Source organism: Nocardia sp., assembly GCF_025465275.1.
Classification (GTDB): domain Bacteria; phylum Actinomycetota; class Actinomycetes; order Mycobacteriales; family Mycobacteriaceae; genus Nocardia.
This window is the reverse complement of sequence record NZ_JAODNK010000044.1, coordinates 23,047-41,521: the sequence shown is the minus strand read 5'-3', so window position 1 is coordinate 41,521 and position 18,475 is coordinate 23,047. Positions and strand designations below refer to the sequence as shown.

The 18,475-nt window shown below is 65.3% G+C and carries 14 protein-coding genes, 1 tRNA gene and 1 pseudogene; 12 read left to right on the top strand and 4 right to left on the bottom strand.

The genetic code is table 11. The features are described from left to right. Positions 1–155 (top strand): annotated as a pseudogene (locus tag JWN03_RS10030) (XRE family transcriptional regulator); the annotation flags it as partial. A 161-nt stretch (positions 156–316) separates the two neighbouring features. Here JWN03_RS10030 and JWN03_RS10025 read toward each other — a convergent pair. Next, positions 317–1,012 carry an SDR family NAD(P)-dependent oxidoreductase gene (locus JWN03_RS10025; RefSeq protein ID WP_297613049.1) on the bottom strand — a complete coding sequence of 232 codons (696 nt, stop codon included), beginning with the start codon at positions 1,010–1,012 and terminating at the stop codon, positions 317–319. An 82-nt stretch (positions 1,013–1,094) separates the two neighbouring features. Here JWN03_RS10025 and JWN03_RS10020 point away from each other — a divergent pair, with 82 nt between their 5' ends. After that, a complete protein-coding gene (locus tag JWN03_RS10020) occupies positions 1,095–1,694 on the top strand; it encodes a TetR/AcrR family transcriptional regulator (RefSeq protein WP_297613047.1) in 600 nt (199 codons plus the stop codon). Between the two features lie 385 nt (positions 1,695–2,079). Further along, positions 2,080–2,379 (top strand): hypothetical protein, encoded by a 300-nt coding sequence (locus tag JWN03_RS10015; RefSeq protein ID WP_297613045.1) that lies wholly within the window; start codon positions 2,080–2,082, stop codon positions 2,377–2,379. A gap of 704 nt (positions 2,380–3,083) precedes the next feature. On the opposite strand, the gene JWN03_RS10010 is transcribed toward JWN03_RS10015, so the two are convergent. Next, positions 3,084–3,157 (bottom strand) — tRNA-Arg (locus JWN03_RS10010). 204 nt (positions 3,158–3,361) lie between these two features. On the opposite strand from JWN03_RS10010, the gene JWN03_RS10005 reads away from it, so the two are divergent. The 8 genes from JWN03_RS10005 to JWN03_RS09970 all read left to right on the top strand — a co-directional run bounded on the left by JWN03_RS10005 (position 3,362) and on the right by JWN03_RS09970 (position 16,733). Further along, positions 3,362–5,401 (top strand): cytochrome c oxidase assembly protein, encoded by a 2,040-nt coding sequence (locus JWN03_RS10005; RefSeq protein WP_297613044.1) that lies wholly within the window; start codon positions 3,362–3,364, stop codon positions 5,399–5,401. After that, the gene (locus tag JWN03_RS10000; RefSeq protein ID WP_297613041.1) at positions 5,398–6,357 is read left to right on the top strand and encodes a threonine/serine dehydratase; all 960 of its coding nucleotides are present in this window, start codon (positions 5,398–5,400) and stop codon (positions 6,355–6,357) included. Before JWN03_RS10005 ends, JWN03_RS10000 begins: the two co-directional genes overlap by 4 nt. A 122-nt stretch (positions 6,358–6,479) precedes the next feature. After that, positions 6,480–6,926 (top strand): single-stranded DNA-binding protein, encoded by a 447-nt coding sequence (locus JWN03_RS09995; RefSeq protein ID WP_297613038.1) that lies wholly within the window; start codon positions 6,480–6,482, stop codon positions 6,924–6,926. A 10-nt stretch (positions 6,927–6,936) separates the two neighbouring features. Continuing rightward, positions 6,937–8,613, top strand: a complete 1,677-nt coding sequence (gene ettA, locus JWN03_RS09990; RefSeq protein WP_297613035.1) for an energy-dependent translational throttle protein EttA — start codon at positions 6,937–6,939, stop codon at positions 8,611–8,613. A gap of 371 nt (positions 8,614–8,984) precedes the next feature. Beyond that, positions 8,985–13,886: an NAD-glutamate dehydrogenase gene (locus JWN03_RS09985; RefSeq protein WP_297613033.1), complete on the top strand. Its 4,902-nt coding sequence runs from the start codon at positions 8,985–8,987 to the stop codon at positions 13,884–13,886. A gap of 38 nt (positions 13,887–13,924) precedes the next feature. Beyond that, positions 13,925–14,374 carry an acyl-CoA thioesterase gene (locus JWN03_RS09980; RefSeq protein WP_297613057.1) on the top strand — a complete coding sequence of 150 codons (450 nt, stop codon included), beginning with the start codon at positions 13,925–13,927 and terminating at the stop codon, positions 14,372–14,374. Positions 14,375–14,390: 16 nt separating this feature from the next. Further along, positions 14,391–15,068: a hypothetical protein gene (locus tag JWN03_RS09975; RefSeq protein ID WP_297613031.1), complete on the top strand. Its 678-nt coding sequence runs from the start codon at positions 14,391–14,393 to the stop codon at positions 15,066–15,068. A gap of 21 nt (positions 15,069–15,089) precedes the next feature. Then, positions 15,090–16,733, top strand: a complete 1,644-nt coding sequence (locus JWN03_RS09970) for an LCP family protein (protein WP_297613028.1) — start codon at positions 15,090–15,092, stop codon at positions 16,731–16,733. Positions 16,734–16,765: 32 nt separating this feature from the next. Here JWN03_RS09970 and JWN03_RS09965 read toward each other — a convergent pair whose 3' ends face one another. Beyond that, entirely contained in the window at positions 16,766–17,083 is a 318-nt protein-coding gene (locus JWN03_RS09965; protein ID WP_297613025.1) for an AzlD domain-containing protein, read from the bottom strand. Then, the gene (locus JWN03_RS09960) at positions 17,084–17,791 is read right to left on the bottom strand and encodes an AzlC family ABC transporter permease (RefSeq protein WP_297613023.1); all 708 of its coding nucleotides are present in this window, start codon (positions 17,789–17,791) and stop codon (positions 17,084–17,086) included. A 75-nt stretch (positions 17,792–17,866) separates the two neighbouring features. On the opposite strand from JWN03_RS09960, the gene JWN03_RS09955 reads away from it, so the two are divergent. Then, entirely contained in the window at positions 17,867–18,439 is a 573-nt protein-coding gene (locus JWN03_RS09955; RefSeq protein ID WP_297613019.1) for a helix-turn-helix domain-containing protein, read from the top strand. The last annotated feature ends 36 nt before the right edge of the window (positions 18,440–18,475 follow it).

Here is an 18,475-nt window from a genome sequence, read left to right as displayed (position 1 = left end):
ACCTGACCCTGCCGCCCGGTGAGGCCGCCGAGTTCGATACATCCCTGCCACACTGGCTGGGCAGCGCGGACGACGGCGTGGTCGAGCTGCTGATTCTGTTCGGCCTGCAGGGGATGCGTGCGCACGTACGCGCCGACCACCCCGAGAAATATTGACCCGACAACCGATCAGCAGAACATCGAATTCACCTGCGCCGCACGCTGTTATCCCGGCGCGCCCGGGAGTGCGGGATGGGAGGTGTGAACCGCCGATCCAACAGCGCCGGAGGCGCTCGAGCGGTGAGGGCGGCGCAGCTTTGGTGCTTTGACCTGAAGCTCTACCACGGGACGCTCTCACCATGGCGATCCAGGAACTGCAGGCCGGGGATGCCTGCCTGCCCTTCGAGGACGTCGACGACGGCGGGGATGCTCTCCTGCGGGGTGAGGGGCGCGTCGGGGCCGCCGAGCTCTGTCTGATTGTGGCCGGGGTCGATCAGCAGCTTGGTCTGTCCATCGTCGGCGTTGCGGGTGGCGTAGCTGCGCATCAGCTGGTTGAGGGCGGCTTTGCTGGCCTTGTACAGCTCGTAGCCATCCTCGGTGTTCTGCGAGATGCTGCCCTGCTCGGAGGACATGATCGCGACGGTTCCGCCAGGTGCGACCAGTCCCCGCAGGGCCTCGAGGGCGCGCAGCGGGCTCAGGGCGTTGGTGATCATCACCTCGGTGAACATGTCGGTCGGGACCTGGTTGATCGGCAGATTGCCGCGGTCGATCGCGGCGTTGACGAAGAGCAGATCGAGCCGGGTGCCTTCGAGGCGATTGCGCAGGGCGGCAAGCTCTTCGGAGCTTGTCATCTCCAACGGTTCGACCCTCAGCTTTCCGTTCGAGGCATCGGCGTGAGCCGCCAGTTCGCCGCCGTGCTGGCGTGTCGTGGCGGTGACCTTCCAGCCGCGTCGGGTGAGCTCGGTGGCGAGGACGAGCCCCAACCCTCGGGAGGCTCCGATGACGAGAGCTCGGCGCTCGGATGTGGTGGACACAGTGACTCCTTCGCAAAGTTTGTCTAGACGAGACGTTGCGTCTAGACAATATCACGGTGGAGCGGCCGGGTATTGTGCTCACATGCCCGCCACGAGCTCTCCGACCGAACGGCCGCGCTCTGGCAGCCGACGCGACGAGGCCGCACGACTGGCCGTGCTGCACGCCGCAGACGATCTGCTCGTCGAACACGGTTTCGGCGCGCTGACCATCGAGGCGATCGCGCGCCGCGCCGGCGTCGCCAAGCAGACCATCTACCGCTGGTGGCCCTCCAAAGTCGAGATCCTCCTCGACACGCTCATCGAAGACACCGGCAAACGCCTGCCTTTCCCGACACAGGAGCCGACGGCCGAGAGCATCCGCGGCTACCTTCGCGCCTTCGCACGATTCCTCACCCGTGACCCCGCCGGCCAGGTCCTGCTGACGCTCATCGCCGAGGCGCAGCACAACCCCGGCACCGCCGCGAGCTTTCACGAGCGCTATCTCGACCCACGCCGTACACAGGAACGCGACATGCTCGCGCGCGCAATCGAAACCGGAGAGATCTCGCCCAGGCTCGGGCCCGACGCCACGATGGACGCGTTGGTCGGCCCGATCGTCTATCGCGCGCTGACGAGATCGAGCATCCCCCGGGATCTGGTGGACACCCTTGTCGATGACCTCCTCAGGCCCCGCTCCGACTGAATGCCGGCTCGGCGGTTCGCCAGCGCAGGGCGCTCCTGACCTGTACAGCAACAAACGATTTCGGTTGTACGTGATGTCATTCCGATGGCGCCCGTTGTAAGTATGGGCCATCGGGCAGGTGATGTGATCGGCGCGAACACCCTACGCCACCCGCGCACCGGGCCGCCAGCGATCGTGAACCTATTCCATTCCAGTGCAACAGCTCTCCGATCTGCTGGGTGGACTGCGGGCCGGTGTGGCGAAGGCGAGGACGAACACAAACGAGTATCCGCGTGAGCAAGGAACTGCTCTACCACTACACCGACGCAGCAGGTCTTGTCGGATCCTCGATCGCCCCCAGTTCGGGATAACTCCCGCCGATCCGGCCGCGTGGGCGAAAGCGGCCATGCTGTTCGCCTCCGATGTCCGGCATATGAATGACACGCAGGAACTGTGGTTCGGCGCACGGATCGTCGCTGAGGAATTCCCTACTGCGCCTGCGCAACTCGATGCCAGCCCGGCGCCGCAGCAGGTATTCGTGCGGACGGTGGCGACCCTGGACGCGACAGGATTTCTCCGGGGGGCGGACCTCCAAGGTCTGCGGGACACGCCTAAGCAAATGCGACACGGAACCCTGGCTACATCGGTCATCTACGACACCGTGTCGGCGCTCTTCGAATTCCGGATTGGCGCGCCGTTGAGATAGACCTGCCGACCGCGTTCAAACTACCGGACACCGAACGAGGTAGAGGCCGACTGGTTTCAACGGAACCAGGCAGCGTAGGAAACCAAATATCCGCTGTCCGAAAGCTTTCCGGCCTCTCAGTCGGCCATTCCCGTACAGAGATCGCAGCCCAACTCGGCGTATCGGGCGATACCGTCAAAGTTCTACTCAGGGACGGCAAGTTCTACGTGAACCCCGGGTCCGATTCGCCGAGGATGGAATTGGCCGGAGCCGTCGATGCGCACGCGAAGCCAACGAAACCAAGAACCAGTTCCGCGACAAACTTCAACTCAGCGCCAACCGGGCAGACGAGGCTTGGAAGGATGCGGATGTCCTTTTTCGCTCCGGCATATCAGCTGTCAGCTGCGGGCAGTAAGAGAGTTGCGCCGCGATGCTGGCGGACCTGGAGGAGGACCACGATCTCGACAACCACGACAAGATACGCCCGGCGACCGGATCCGCGTCGTGCAGTCCGGGCGGGCGGAGGCTCTCTGCGCCAAAGGCATTTCGGAGGTCGGCTGAGCTGGCTATCCTGCTCTATAGGGGCTTTGAGCTGGGGTGCTAGCTGACAGCAACCCCCGTATGATGCGAACCTGCGACCGGCGACCTGGGGTTTCTCTGATTCGATGGTTGGGTACTTGGTGTGGGTACCCGGCCTGACCTGGGTAAAGGTCAAGCCTGGTGTGCGCCCCCGGCAGGAATCGAACCTGCGACCTAGGGATTAGAAGGCCCTTGCTCTATCCAACTGAGCTACGGAGGCAGTGCGGGGCATCGTGGGCGATGCGGCCACCAAACACCTTGACCCATATTGATCGTGGTGTCCAGCGCGTTAAGTATAGCGAGCGTCCAGATCGTGTTCGGTTGGTTGCCTAGCAACCGTTCGGCGCGTCGGGCGGGTAGTGCAGACCAGAAGACCGTAAACCCCCGGGGAGTCCGGACCCTTACTCCGAACTACCCTGGGTGGATGTCGTCACCGCAGGACCCGCCCGTAGCTACTGACGCCTCAGCGAATCGGACGAGTTCGGGGGCGACATTCACGGCGATTGCCGCCATGGGTGGCGCGATCACCGCGGTGGTGGCGGCGATGGTGGTCGGGCTTTCGGCATCGCAGGCGCTGAGTCTGCTGGGCATTCCGGATCCGGGGCCGCTGACCACGTATGGATTGCCTGCCGTGCGGGCCGTTGCTGATCTTGCTGCGGCTGTGACTGTCGGGTCGCTGCTGTTCGCGGCGTTCTTCGTACCGCCGCAGGCGAGCGGGCTGCTCGATGTCGGCGGGTACCGTGCGCTGCGGCGCGCCGGGAACTCGGCGCTGGTGTGGGCGGGTGCGGCGGCGTTGCTGGTACCGCTGACGCTGTCGGATACCACCGGGCAACCGTTCCAGAATTCACTGCGTCCGGAAGCGGTGTGGCGCGCCGCCGATCAGGTCGATGTGGCCGGGTCATGGCGATTCACAGTGTTTTTCGTGGTGGCGCTCGCGGTCGGCTGCCGAGTGGCGTTGCGCTGGGGCTGGACGCCGCCGCTGCTGCTGCTCTCGGTGGTGTCACTGCTGCCGGTCGCGCTCACCGGACATTCGTCGGCGGGCGGCGCGCACGATATCGCCACCAATAGTTTGATCCTGCACCTGCTTTCGACGTGCTTCTGGGTGGGCGGATTGTTCGCGGTGCTGGCCTACGCACTGCGTGAGGGCAAATACACCGCGCTGGCCGCCCGCCGATTCTCGAAGGTCGCCACTGTTTCCTATGTGGTGATCGCGATCAGCGGTGTGATCAATGCCTGGATCCGCGTGCCGTGGGCGGATCTGCTCAGTACTACTTACGGCCGGCTCGTACTGGCCAAGGCGACCGCGCTGATTGTGCTCGGCATCATCGGATTCCTGCAGCGGAAGCGGGCGCTGCCCGCACTCGACAAGGATCCGGACGATCGCGGCGCGCTGGTTCGATTCGCGGGCGTGGAGGTGCTGATCTTCGCGGCCACCATCGGACTCGCCGTCGGCCTGGGCCGCACACCGCCGCCGGATCTGCGCAAGATCCCGACTCCGGCCGAGGTGGAGATCGGCTACAACCTGGCCGGACCGCCCAGCATCAGCCGGCTCGCGTTCGACTGGCGTTTCGATCTGATGTTCGGGACGCTCGCCATCGTGCTGGCTGTCCTCTATCTCTTGGGTGTGCGGCGGCTGCGCCGGCGCGGTGACGCGTGGCCGGTGGGTCGGACCATCTCCTGGATGTCTGCCTGCGTGGTGCTGCTGATCGCGACGAGTTCCGGCATCGGCCGGTACGCGCCGGCCATGTTCAGCGTGCATATGGGCCAGCACATGATGCTCTCCATGCTGGCCCCGATCTTGTTCGCGCTCGGCGGCCCGGTGCTGCTGGCCCTGCGTGCCCTGCCGCCGGCCGGTCGCGACGCGCCTCCGGGACCGCGCGAGTGGATTCTCGCCGCCGTGCACAACCCGGTGTCGCGCTTCATGACTCAGCCGGTGGTCGCCGCGGTGTTCTTCGTATCCGGTTTCTATGTGCTGTATCTGGGTGGCGTCTTCGATCAGTTCGTCGGCTCGCACGGCGCGCACATTCTGATGAATGTGCACTTCCTGCTCAGCGGCTACCTCTTCTACTGGGTGGTCATCGGTATCGATCCCAAGCCGCGACAGGTGGAGCCGCTCACCAGGCTGGGCATGGTGTTCGGATCACTGCCCTTCCACGCCTTCTTCGGTATCGCGCTCATGAGTATGGAAACCGTGCTGGGCGGCTGGTTCTATCGCGCGCTCGGCCTGGGCTGGAACAACAACCTGCTCGAGGATCAGCACACCGGCGGTAGCCTCGCCTGGGCCAGCGGTGAAATACCGCTGGTGGTGGTGATGCTGGCACTGCTCATCCAATGGTCACGCAGCGATAAGAAGCTGGCCACGAGAATCGATCGCGCCGCGGACCGCGATGACGATGCGGAACTCAGTTCGTACAACGCCATGTATGCCGAGCTGGCCCGGCGTGATCGAGAGGTACGTAAGTGAGTGACGTCGCCCAGGCGACCGGGAAAGTCAAGCGGCTCTATCGATCCGATGTGCGGCGGGCGCGCCGCTTGCTGTACGGGCAGATCCGCAAGACGCCCGTGTTCCACACCGAGATCCTGGGCCCGCGCGGCCCGGTTCCGGTCACCTTGAAGCTCGAACATCTGCAGCACGGCGGCACCTTCAAGGTGCGCGGCTGCCTCAATGCGCTGCTGCAGGCCCGGGCCGGCAGCGGCAGTGTGGTGATCGCCTCCGGCGGCAATGCGGGTATTGCCGCGGCGCTGGCAAGTTCGCTGCGCGGACTGTCCTGCACGGTGGTGGTGCCGGAGTCCGCGCCGCATACGAAGGTGGCGGCCATGTGGTCGCACGGCGCCGAGGTGCTGTGGCACGGAACGACTTACGCGGAAGCGCACCGTTATGCCTGCCAGCTCGCCAAGGAGCGTGGCGCCATGCAGCTGCACGCCTACGATCTGCCGGAGATCGTGGCCGGTGCGGGCGTGGTGGGGCTGGAAATCGAGGAGCAGGTGCGGGGTCGGCCGCCGGTGCTGGTGGCGGTCGGTGGCGGCGGACTGGTCGCCGGGATCGCGGTGGCATTGGGCCTGCGTGGCCGGGTGATCGGGGTGGAACCGCAGGGTGCGCCGACCTTGCACGCCGCGCTGGCGGCGGGGCATCCGGTGGATGTCGAGGTGTCGAGCGTGGCCTCGGATGCGCTGGGCGCCAGCCGGATCGGTGATATCGCCATGGAGGTGGCGCAGCGGTACGCGGTGCGGTCGGTGCTGGTCAGCGACGATGCGATCGTGATGGCGCGCGAATACCTGTGGCGGGAATTCCGGATCGTCGTCGAAGCGGCCGGAGCTACCGCAGTGGCCGCGATTCAGAGCGGTGCGTACGTGCCTGCGCCGGGGGAGCGGCCGGTGGTCGTGCTCTGTGGCGCGAACACCGATCTCACGACGCTCTGATTCGTCGCCTGTTCACATGGCCTGAAGTTATCCACAATCACGGAAATGCGCTGGTGCGCGGGCGGTGCCCACGTCACGCTTGAAGCAGAGAAGGGGACCGCGAAACAGCAAGGGGGATGGCGATGTACGAGGCGAACACCGCGGTGATCGGGCGGGTGGTCACCCATCCGACGCGACGCGAACTGCCGAGTGGGGAGCAGGTGCTCAGTTTTCGGCTGGCGAGCACCAGCCGCCGATTCGATCAGGCCACCGGCGATTGGGTGGACGCCGGGACGCTGTATCTGACCGTCAGTTGCTGGCGCAAACTGGTGGAGGGCGTCGAGGCCTCGCTGCAGCGCGGCGATCCGATCATCGCCTACGGTCAACTCCGCTCGAACGAGTACACCACCAGGGACGGCACAGGGCGCAGCGATCTCGAGATGCGCGCCCTCGCCCTCGGCCCCGACCTGGGCCGTTGCAGCGCCCCGGTGCTGCGCAAACACTTCGGCCACAGCGACCGCCCCGAGGCGCCGCCGCAGCCTGCCACCGATGCCGACCGCGCCGGAGATCCGGCAACCCAACACAGTTAGGCTTGCCCATATGGCTGAGTTCATTTACCAGATGATTAAGGTTCGAAAGGCGCATGGCGACAAGGTCGTGCTCGACAATGTGACCTTGAACTTCCTTCCGGGCGCGAAGATCGGTGTCGTCGGCCCGAACGGCGCCGGTAAGTCGAGCGTCCTGAAGATCATGGCGGGACTGGACCAGCCGAATAACGGTGAAGCCTGGCTGGCGCCCGGTGCGACCGTCGGCATCCTCATGCAGGAGCCGGAACTCAATGAAGCGAAGACCGTTCGCGGCAATGTTGAGGAGGGCCTCGGCGAGATCAAGGTGAAGCTGGACCGCTTCAACGAGATCGCCGAGCTCATGGCGACCGATTACTCCGACGAGCTCATGGAAGAGATGGGCAAGCTGCAGGAGGATCTCGATCACGCCGATGCGTGGGATATCGACTCCCAGCTGGAGCAGGCCATGGACGCGCTGCGCTGCCCGCCGCCGGAGGAGCCGGTCACCAACCTCTCCGGAGGTGAGCGCCGCCGCGTCGCGCTGTGCAAGCTGCTGCTGAGCCAGCCCGATCTGCTGCTGCTCGATGAGCCCACCAACCACTTGGACGCCGAGTCCGTGCTGTGGCTGGAGCAGTTCCTGGCCAAGTACCCGGGCGCCGTGCTCGCCGTCACTCACGACCGGTACTTCCTCGACAATGTCGCCGAGTGGATCCTCGAGCTCGACCGCGGCCGTACCTTCCCGTACGAGGGCAACTACTCCACCTACCTGGAGAAGAAGGCCGAGCGCCTCGAGGTGCAGGGCAAGAAGGACCAGAAGCTGCAGAAGCGCCTCAAGGAGGAGCTGGCGTGGGTCCGGTCCAGTGCCAAGGCACGTCAGGCCAAGAGCAAGGCGCGTCTGACTCGCTATGACGAGATGGCCGCCGAGGCCGACAAGATGCGCAAGTTGGACTTCGAGGAGATCCAGATCCCGGCCGGCCCGCGTCTGGGCAATGTGGTCGTCGAGGTCGAGCACCTCGACAAGGGCTTCGGCGATCGCCAGCTCATCAAGGATCTGTCGTTCACCTTGCCGCGCAACGGCATTGTCGGCGTCATCGGCCCGAACGGTGTCGGCAAGTCGACGCTGTTCAAGACCATTGTCGGCCTCGAGCAGGCGGACAGCGGCATCGTGCGCGTCGGCGAGACGGTCAAGCTGAGCTATGTCGACCAGAACCGCTCCGGCATCGACCCGCAGAAGAATGTGTGGGAGGTGGTTTCCGAGGGTCTGGACTTCATTCAGGTCGGCAATCAGGAAATGCCTTCCCGCGCATACGTTTCCGCGTTCGGATTCAAGGGCCCGGATCAGCAGAAGAAGGCCGGTGTGCTCTCCGGTGGTGAGCGCAACCGCCTGAACCTGGCGCTGACGCTCAAGCAGGGCGGCAACCTGATCCTGCTCGATGAGCCCACCAACGACCTCGACGTCGAGACCCTCGGCTCGCTGGAGAACGCGCTGGAGAACTTCGCCGGCTGTTCGGTGGTCATCTCCCACGATCGCTGGTTCCTGGACCGCACCTGCACCCACATCCTGGCGTGGGAGGGCAATGACGACAACGACGCCGCGTGGTTCTGGTTCGAGGGCAACTTCGAGGCCTACGAGGCGAACAAGATCGAGCGGATGGGCCAGGAGGCGGCGCGGCCGCACCGTGTCACCCACCGCAAGCTCACTCGCGGCTAGGTCGCACGGCAGTTGTCCGGTGGCCGACCCTCGCCACAGGACAGCGTTCGAATCGTCTGCCACAAGTCGATAGCTGACGGCTCGCTGTTCATCCGGGTGAGCACCTTCGCACTCCCGGATGAACGGCAATCGAATAGCGAATTCTGCTATTTCGCGAATGCACAAATGCGTGAAAACTGTTTTGGTGCAAGGTTTGTCGTACGTCACCTGGTCATTCCGGTCAGCTCATACCAACGCCGTACCGCCCGGTTTGCCCGAACCGTGCGACGCGGAGTGGCATTGAGGGGAATTCAGCCCGGCGCAACCAGCGTCCAGCTACTCTCGGACCGGCGTCGCTTTGGTACGGAACCTAATCCGAGGGAGTTGGCGAAATGACGGTGTCGTCCGAATTGTCTAGCGCGGCTTGGGCTGCGAGTTTGCCCGCGTCGTTGCGAGGCGATCTGGTATCGCTCGAGGAGGCGTATTTCCGCCACGTCGATGCCGGTGATGCGGACTGCGCGGTACCTGCGACTTCGACCCAGATCTTCCGCTGCCATGTGGATCTCGCGATCAAGCGCACGCCCGGTACCGCCAATGTGCGGGTTTACCACCACGATGACGACACCGATCTGGGTGCCGCCGTGCAGATGGTCACCGACGATATGCCGCTGCTGGTGGAGTCCGTCACCTCATCGCTGACCCGCATGGGCATCAGCGTCAGTGAGGTGGTGCACCCGGTTTTCGAGGTCACCCGCAACGCCGACGGCCTGCTGGAAGCCGCTGTCCCGCACGAGGTCGACGGCAATGGCGGCACCGGCCTGCGCGAATCCTGGATGCATCTGCAGTTGCACCCCTCCACCAGTCGTGAGCTGCTGGAGAAGATCGAGACTGCGCTCCCCGACGTGCTCACCGATGTGCGCCAGGTCATTTCGGACACCAAGGCCATGCGCGCGGCGCAGCAGCGGGTGGCCGACGAACTCGACAATGCGGTGAAGGGCGAGAAATCTTCGTTCGGCGCAGCGGATCTCACCGATTGCGCGAATCTGCTGCGCTGGCTGGCCGACGGCCACTTCACCGTGCTCGGTTACGCGCGCTACGAGCGCACCACCCTCGATGGCCACACCAAGTCGACCATCATGCCCGGCACCAGCCTCGGCGTATTGCGGCCCAATGTCGGCACCGATTTCCGGGTGCCCGACAACAGCGGTGACCAGCCGCTGCTCATGCTCACCCAGGGTCTGGTGCCGGCCACCGTGCACCGCGCGGTCTACCCGTACTTCGTCGGCGTCGCCGAAATCGACGAAGCCGGAACGGTTCTCGGCGAGCACCTGTTCATCGGTGTTTTCACCGTCACCGCGCTGCACGAGAACGTGCTCGATATCCCGATGATCGGACGCCGGGTGCGGTCGGTCATCGAGGCCAGCGGCTTCGATCTGGAATCCTTCTCCGGGCAGGAGATGCTCGAGGTCATCCAATCCTTCCCGCGCACCGAACTGTTCTCCTCCGACAGTGACACGCTGCGCCGCACCGCCGGCGCGGTGCTGAATGTCGCTATGCGCCGCCAGGTTCGGCTCTTCATGCGCATGGACGGCTACGGCCGCTTCGTCTCCTGCATGGTGTACCTGCCCCGCGATCGCTACACCACCCGGGTGCGGTTGGAGATGCAGGACACCCTGGTCCGCGAGCTGGGCGGCGTTTCCATCGACTATTCGGCGCGGGTCTCCGAAAGTGATCTCGCCAGTGTGTATTTCACGGTCCGCCTGCCCGACGAGGGCGGTGCGGCCGATACCTCCGAGTCCAACCGGCTGCGCCTGCAGAATCTGCTCGCCGAGGCCAGCCGCACCTGGGAAGACCATCTGCGCGATGAGGTCGCCACCTCCACCGTGCTGGATCCGGCTGTGGTTCAGCGCTATACCGACGCGCTGCCCGAAAGCTACAAGGAAGACTTCGAATCCGGGCGCGCGCTGGCCGATATCGTCCGGCTGCAGCAGCTGCAGCCGGGCAGCATCGATCAATACCTGTACCGCCGTGCCGATTCCACGCCCGGCTCCTGGCGTTTCACCCTCTACGTCGGCGGCAACGGCATCTCGCTGAGCCAGGTACTGCCCGTGCTGCAGAGCCTCGGGGTCGAGGTGATCGACGAGCGGCCGCATCAGCTCGACTTCGATCACGGCCCCGAACAGTGGGTCTACGACTTCGGCCTGCTGGCCCGGCCGGAGCTGATGCGCAGTGCGCTGGACCGGAATATGGACGCCGAGCTGGTGGAGTCCGCCGCCCGCCTGGACGCGCTCGACGATCAGGTGCGCGGTCTGCGCGAGCGATTCACCGCCGCCTTCGAGGCGCTCTGGTACGGCCGCGCCGAGGCGGACAGTCTCAATGAGCTGGTGCTGCGGGCCGAACTGAACTGGCGCACCGTATCGATCCTGCGCGCCTACGCGAAATACCTGCAGCAGGCCGGATTCCCGTACAGCCAGGCCAATATCACCCGGGTGCTGCTCGCCTACCCGGATGCGGCACGCATGTTCGTCGATCTGTTCGCCGCACTCTTCGATCCCGATTCCGCCGATGAGGATCACGCCCGCGATCTGGAAGGTGCGGTGCGCCACCGCATCGACGAGGTGGTGAGCCTGGATGCCGACCGCATCCTGCGCGCCATTCTCGGGCTCATCAAGGCCACCCTGCGCACGAACTACTACGTCACCGATGCCGAGGGGCACCCGCGGGAGTATCTGTCCTTCAAGGTGGAACCGCGGGAGATCGTCGAATTGCCCAAGCCGCGGCCGCAATTCGAGATCTTCGTGTATTCGCCGCGGGTCGAGGGTGTGCACCTGCGGTTCGGTCCGGTCGCGCGCGGTGGGTTGCGCTGGTCGGATCGCCTGGAGGACTTCCGCACCGAGATCCTGGGCCTGGTGAAGGCGCAGGCGGTGAAGAACGCGGTCATCGTCCCCGTCGGGGCGAAGGGCGGGTTCGTGGTGAAGCAGGCGCCGGCTGCCACCACCGATCCGGTCTCCGATCGGCAGTCACTGCAGGCCGAGGGTATTGCCTGCTACCGCACCTTCATCTCGGGTCTGCTCGATGTCACCGACAATGTGGACCGCGCCACCGGGAAGGTGGTTCCGCCCGAGCGGGTGCGCCGCCTCGATGGTGATGACACCTATCTGGTGGTCGCTGCGGACAAGGGCACCGCCACCTTCTCCGATATCGCTAATGATGTTGCGCAGCAGTACGGTTTCTGGCTCGGTGACGCTTTCGCCTCGGGTGGTTCGGTGGGTTACGACCACAAGGCCATGGGCATTACCGCCCGTGGTGCGTGGGAGAGTGTGAAGCGGCACTTCGCCGAGATGGATATCGACACTCAGACAGAGGATTTCACTGTTGTCGGTGTCGGTGATATGAGCGGTGACGTCTTCGGCAACGGCATGCTGCTGTCGCGGCATATTCGTTTGGTCGCCGCCTTCGACCATCGTAATATCTTCCTGGATCCGACTCCGGATCCGGAGGTCTCGTTCGTGGAGCGGGAGCGCATGTTCGCGCTGCCGCGCTCCTCGTGGGGGGATTACGACCGCTCGCTCATCAGCGCGGGCGGTGGCGTCTACGACCGGACCGTGAAGTCGATTCCGGTCAGCGCGCAGGTCCGCGGGGTGCTCGGGCTGGCAGCCGACGTGACGGCGCTGTCCCCGCCGGAGCTGATGCGCGCCATCCTGAAGTCTCCGGTGCAGCTGCTCTGGAACGGCGGTATCGGCACCTACATCAAGGCCAGTGTCGAGACCAATGCCGAGGTCGGCGACAAGTCCAATGACGCGATCCGCGTGAGCGGAAACGAATTGCGCGTCAAGGTGATCGGCGAGGGCGGCAATCTCGGTGCGACGGCTTTGGGCCGAATCGAGTTCTGCCGGGGCGGCGGCAAGATGAATACCGATGCCCTGGACAATTCGGCGGGCGTGGACTGCTCCGACCATGAGGTCAATATCAAGGTCCTGCTCGACGGTGTGGTCTCCAGCGGTGAGCTGCCCGAGGCCGAGCGTAATCCGCTGCTGGCGTCCATGACCGACGAGGTCGCCGCACTGGTACTGCAGGACAACGTCTCCCAGAACTACCTCATGGGTATGTCGCGGGCCGAGGCGCCGCGCATGCTGAATGTGCACAAGCGTGTCATCGAGGAACTCGAGGCGCGCCGGGGTCTGGACCGCGAGCTCGAGGCGCTGCCCAGCGAGATCGAGATCAAGCAGCGGATGGAACAGGGCACGGGTCTGGCCTCCCCGGAGCTGTCGAATCTGATGGCGCACGTGAAGCTTTCGCTCAAGACGGATCTGCTGGCCGGCGATCTGCCCGACAGCCCCTACTTCTCGTCGCGGCTGACGCACTACTTCCCGACGCCGCTGCGCACTCGCTTCGGTACGGCCATCAAGAAGCACCGGCTGCGCCGTGAGATCACCACCACCATGCTGGTGAACGAGATGGTCGATCTTGGCGGTATCAGCTACGCGCATCGCCTCAGCGAGGAGATCGGGGCCACCGCCTCCGATTCCGTGCGCGCCTTCACCGCCGCCACCCAGATCTTCGGCCTGCATTCCATCTGGGATCGCATTCGCGACGCCGAGGTGTCCACCGGTATGAAGGACACCCTCGAACTGGAGACCAAGCGCACGCTGGACCGCGCCTCGCGCTGGCTGCTCAACAATCGCCCGCAGCCCATTGCGGTCGGTGCGGAGATCCACCGCTATGCCCAGGAGGTGCGCGGACTCGCGCCCAAGGTGCCGGGCTGGCTGCGCGGTCACCACATCGACACGCTCAATGAGCAGTCGCAGGCGCTCATCGGCCGGGGAGCGCCGTCCGAGTTGGCGACCGAGGTATTCGGGCTGCTGAATCTCTTCCCGCTGCTCGATGTGATCGATATCGCCGATATCACCGATCGTCAGGGTGAAGAAGTGGGTGCGCTGTACTACGCGCTCAACGATCACCTGAAGATCGATTGGCTGTTGCAGGCGGTCAGCCACCTGGAACGGGGTGACCGCTGGCACGCGCTGGCCCGCCTCGCACTGCGCGACGATATGTACGGCTCACTGCGCTCGCTGACCCTCGATGTGCTCTCCGCCGGTGACCCGGAGGAGACGGCCGAGGAAAAAATTGCATACTGGGAGTCGAAAAATCAGTCCCGTTTGGGTCGTGCTCGCGCGGCCCTCTCGGAACTGTTCGAATCCGGAACCCACGACCTGGCCACGCTGTCGGTTGCGGCGCGGCAGGTGCGCAGCATGGTGAGCGGGGTGGGCGCCCAATCGGAGGTACCGCGTTGACGAGTGTCGGTTCGCTGAACGGCCATGAAAAGGCGCCTGTGCTCAGCGCAGGAGACCCTGCTCTGCCCGGCTCGAAGCGCTTCCACACCAAGGTCGAGGTGCGCTGGTCGGATATGGACGCCTTCCAGCACATCAACCATGCCCGCATGGTGACCCTGCTGGAGGAAGCCCGCATTCCGTGGCTGTTCACCGATGATCGGCCCACGGTCCGGTTGCGTTCCGGCTGCGTGCTGGCCGATCTGCGGGTGCAGTACAAGGGCCAGCTGCGGCACGAGGATTCACCGCTCGATGTCTCCATGTGGATCGAGCGGCTGCGCGCGGTGGACTTCACCGTCGGCTACGAGGTGCGTGCCGGTGGCGCCGATCCCGACTCCCCGGCGGCCGTGATCGCCTCCACCCAGCTCGCCGCTTTCGATATCGACACCCAGCGACTACGCCGCCTCGACCCAGCCGAGCGAGACTATCTGTCGCTGTGGCTGGCTGACTGACCCGAGTTCGACGACAGTGACGTCTGGAGAACTCACCCTGCACATTCCCGATCCGGCGGAACGGGAGAATCTCGCCACCTTCCTCTCCCATGCGATCCGCCTGGATCCGGCCGCGGTCATTCGCTTGCGCCGCCGCGGGGATCGCTATGTATCCGCGTGGGCCGCAACCGGTTTCGAAGCCCTCGCGGTGCGCACCGTAGTGGCCGATCTCGGCATGGACGATGTGACAGTCGCCGGTGACGTGGTGCTGTCCGGCCTGCACGGGCCGGGCGCAGCCAACCCGTTCAGCCTGGGCTACGCCATGGATTCGTCCTGGCGCTCCGCGCTGCCACCGGAATCGGGTTTCGTACACGTGGACGATGTCCCCGCCCGCATGCTCGTCGAATTGGCCGAGCGCGGCGCACAATTGGCACAGGACCACGGCAGCAGCCATGGCCCGCCGGCTGCCCTGCTGGAACAGACGGTGCTGACCGTCTCCGGTAGCGGCGAAACCGTCGAGGTGCCCATGCGGGTTGTTTTCGCGCTCGCCGCAATGGATTTCATTCCGCACAGCGGTGAGAAGACCGAATCCCGCCGCATTTCCGCCGACGAGATCGTCCGCGTCCGTACTGCCCGCACCTGGCTGCGCCTCGATGCCCGCTACGGTTCGGTTGCCCGCCGCCGTGGCCCGGCCCTGCCGCTGCTGGCGCGCTGAAGAACACCTGGAAAGTAGCCGATGCCGGATCACCGTCGACACGCTCGCAAACCCGCGCCGCGCCGTAAACCTGCACCCTCCCGCCGTCAGTCCGCGCCTCGCAGTACCTCCGAGCGCGGGCTGCGGCTGGCCGGCCGCGCGTTTGTCGCGCTGCTGGCAATGGTTGTGGTGATCGGAACCGGAGCGGCGTGGCGCGGGTACCACGATGTCGTCGCGGGCGTGACCACCTCGGGCGCCCTGGGTGACGCCCCGAAGTCGGACGGCAAGGACCAGAACATCCTCATCATGGGGCTGGACAGTCGCCTCGACGAGCAGGGAAAACCGCTGCCGCAGGATATGTACGACGCGTTGCACGCCGGCGACGATAGCGTCGGCGGCTACAACTCGAATGTGCTGATCCTGATCCACATTCCGGGTGACGGCTCGAAGGCGACGGGTATCTCCATTCCTCGCGACGACTATGTGCAGCTGGCGGACGCCTCGTGCGCTCAGTCCCCGTGCAAGGGCAAGATCAAGCAGGCGTACGGCCTGGCCTACGACCGGGCCAAGACCAAACTGGAGGCCACCGGCGTCAAGGACCTGGACCTCGAGCAGCAGTCTCGGGAGGTGGGCCGCAAGGCCGAGATCGATACCGTGCGAGCCTTTCTCGGCGGTGTGACGGTCGACCATTTCGTCGAGGTGACGCTGGTGGCGTTCTTCCAGCTCGCGCAGGTCGTGCAGCCGATCACGGTCTGCCTGAACGAGAACACCTCCGACAATTTCTCCGGCGCCGATTTCAAAAAAGGCAAACAGGATATCGACGCCTCGCAGGCCATGGCATTCGTGCGCCAGCGCCGTGATCCGGACCCGGATCTGAATTTCACCGATCTCGATCGCACCCGGCGGCAGCAGGCGTTCATCGTGTCGCTCATGCACAGCCTGCAGAGCTCCGGCGCCATGTCCAATCCGAGCCGACTGCGCGATCTGCTGGATGTGGCCAAACAGAACATCGCCATCGACGACAAGCTGGATCTGGCGTCGTTCGCTCAGCACGCGTCTGCACTGAGCTCGGGCGGGATATCGCTGTTCACGCTGCCGGTCAAGGACTTCGGTACCGATGACGCGGGCGAGGACATCAATATCGTCGACGTCACCGAGATCCGCGCCATCGCGCACAATCTGCTCAGTGGGTCCGGTGCAAGCACAACCACAACCGCGACGACAACATCGGCCACCCCGACCAATATTGCCGCGGCCGCCGGGGTCACGCTGAACGTGGTGAACAGCACCGGGACGACCGGCCTGGCAGCTCGCGTCGCGGATTCGTTCACCGCCCTGGGATTCACCCGCGGCACGGTGGAGACCGGCGCGAACCTCAGCAACAGCACCATCACCTACGGTCGTGGCGCCGATGCCGCGGCGGCGGGGCTCGCCGACAAGCTCGGCATCACCGCGACGAAGTCGACCTCGGTGGACGCGGGGACGGTGCAGTTGACCATCGGATCCGACCTGACCAGCTCGGGCCCGATTGCCGATCTGGCCAAGTCGACCGATGACAGCACGACCGTCACCACGACCACAGCACCGCCACCGCCTCCGGTTTCGGCCACCGCGACCGGCAGCAAGGCGCCCGCTCCCACCGATCTGTCCAATATGGATGCGGACGGCATCCCCTGCGTCAAGTAGCGCGAATTCCCGTGCACCGGAACGGCGCAGGCTCAGTGCACGCCGAGCATTCGCAATCCGGAAGTGACAACGGCGGCGGCGAGGATCACCAGCAGTAGCGGCGCGCGCCGCCAAGACAGCACTGCGGCGACCAGAACCCCTGCGGGGAGGGCGAATCCGATCTTGCCGCTGCCGGAGGGCAGGAGTGTGGTGACGGCCAGTGCGGTCAGCAGCACAACCGACGCGATCTCGAGCAGCTTGATCGTCCGCGGTGAAATCTTCATGCGGTTGCGTAGTGCGGGTCCCGCGAATCGGAATGCGAAGGTGCCCACGGCAAGCGCGCAGACACCAGCGATGAGTGTGCTCGTCATCTATGCGGCCTCTACGGCATTCGCGGAGACGCTTTCGGTGGTACCGGCGCGACGGACGACCAGCAGCACCGCGGTCAGCGCCAGCAGTACCGGCAGTCCGGCGCCCAGGAAGGGGGTGGTCACCGCCGCGACGGCAGCTCCGGCGAGAGCGGCTGTGCGAGTGAGGGGTTCGCGCAGAGCCGGGAGCACGAGGGTGATCAGCACCGCCGGGAAAACCGCGTCCAGCCCGAAGGCGTTGGGATTCGGAACGACCGAGCCGAGTGCCGCACCCACCGCGGCTCCCAGCGGCCACGCCGTCAAAACGGCGAGGCCACATAGCCAGTACGCGGCCCGGCGGCGAGCACGGTCGGGCTGGGCCAGTGCCATGGCAACGGATTCGTCGTTCATGACATGCGTGCCGAGCAGTCGCCGCCACCCCGTGCCGACCACATCAGGTACGGATAGCCCGTAGGGAAGGTGCCGCGCATTGACCAGCAAACCGGCCAGCACCGCGGCGACCAAACTGCCGCCACCGGTCAGAATGCCGATGAAGACGAACTCCGAGCCGCCCGCGACCACAGCCACGCTGAGCAGTATGGGTAGCCAGATCGGGAATCCGGAGGTGACGGTGGTGGCGCCGTAGGAGACGCCGATCATGGTCACAGCCAGGCAGATCGCCGCAATACCGGTGAGAGCACCCCGATCCAGTGTTCGCCATATCGAACGCATGTTGTCTATATTGAACGCATGTTGCCCGGTTAGTCAAAGGGGTCGTCGTCACGCCGGGTACTGTGTGAACCCGATATGACCGTGTCCGACAGCTCCTCGCCCACCTCACCGCAGGAGGCGATCGCCGCCGCCCTGCGCCGTGAGCGCGCCCGTTCCGGGCTCTCGCTCACCGAGGTCGCGCGCCGCGCCGGAATCGCGAAATCCACACTCTCGCAACTGGAGTCGGGCGCGGGTAATCCGAGCATCGAAACCCTGTGGGCGCTGTGCACCGCACTCGACATTCCCTTCTCGCGACTGCTCGATCCACCGCGCCCGGCGGTACAGGTGATCCGTGCGGGCGAGGGAGCGCAGCTCGCCTCCTCGCAATCGGAGTACCGGACCACGCTGCTGGCCGCCTCCCCGCCCACGGCGCGGCGCGATATCTACCGCATTACCGCCGAACCCGGCCACCCCCGCGACTCCGATCCGCACAGCCGCGGCGTGGTCGAGCACATTGTGCTGGGTGCGGGCGTCGCCAAGGCCGGTCCCGCCGACGCCCCCGTGGAACTGCGGCCCGGCGACTACATCTGTTACCCCGGCGATATGCCGCACGTCTTCGAAGCGCTGGTCCCTGGAACTTGGGCGCTGCTTGTCAGCGAATACAGCTGACGTCGGTATGACGCTCGAATCCCCTTGATTCCCAGC

Coding starts and splice junctions, on each gene's coding strand:
- JWN03_RS10020 (WP_297613047.1), top strand. CDS start 1,095: ATGCCCGCCACGAGCTCTCCGACCGAACGGCCGCGCTCTGGCAGCCGA.
- JWN03_RS10015 (WP_297613045.1), top strand. CDS start 2,080: ATGCTGTTCGCCTCCGATGTCCGGCATATGAATGACACGCAGGAACTG.
- JWN03_RS10005 (WP_297613044.1), top strand. CDS start 3,362: ATGTCGTCACCGCAGGACCCGCCCGTAGCTACTGACGCCTCAGCGAAT.
- JWN03_RS09995 (WP_297613038.1), top strand. CDS start 6,480: ATGTACGAGGCGAACACCGCGGTGATCGGGCGGGTGGTCACCCATCCG.
- ettA (WP_297613035.1), top strand. CDS start 6,937: ATGGCTGAGTTCATTTACCAGATGATTAAGGTTCGAAAGGCGCATGGC.
- JWN03_RS09985 (WP_297613033.1), top strand. CDS start 8,985: ATGACGGTGTCGTCCGAATTGTCTAGCGCGGCTTGGGCTGCGAGTTTG.
- JWN03_RS09970 (WP_297613028.1), top strand. CDS start 15,090: ATGCCGGATCACCGTCGACACGCTCGCAAACCCGCGCCGCGCCGTAAA.
- JWN03_RS09965 (WP_297613025.1), bottom strand. CDS start 17,083: ATGACGAGCACACTCATCGCTGGTGTCTGCGCGCTTGCCGTGGGCACC.
- JWN03_RS09960 (WP_297613023.1), bottom strand. CDS start 17,791: ATGCGTTCGATATGGCGAACACTGGATCGGGGTGCTCTCACCGGTATT.
- JWN03_RS09955 (WP_297613019.1), top strand. CDS start 17,867: ATGACCGTGTCCGACAGCTCCTCGCCCACCTCACCGCAGGAGGCGATC.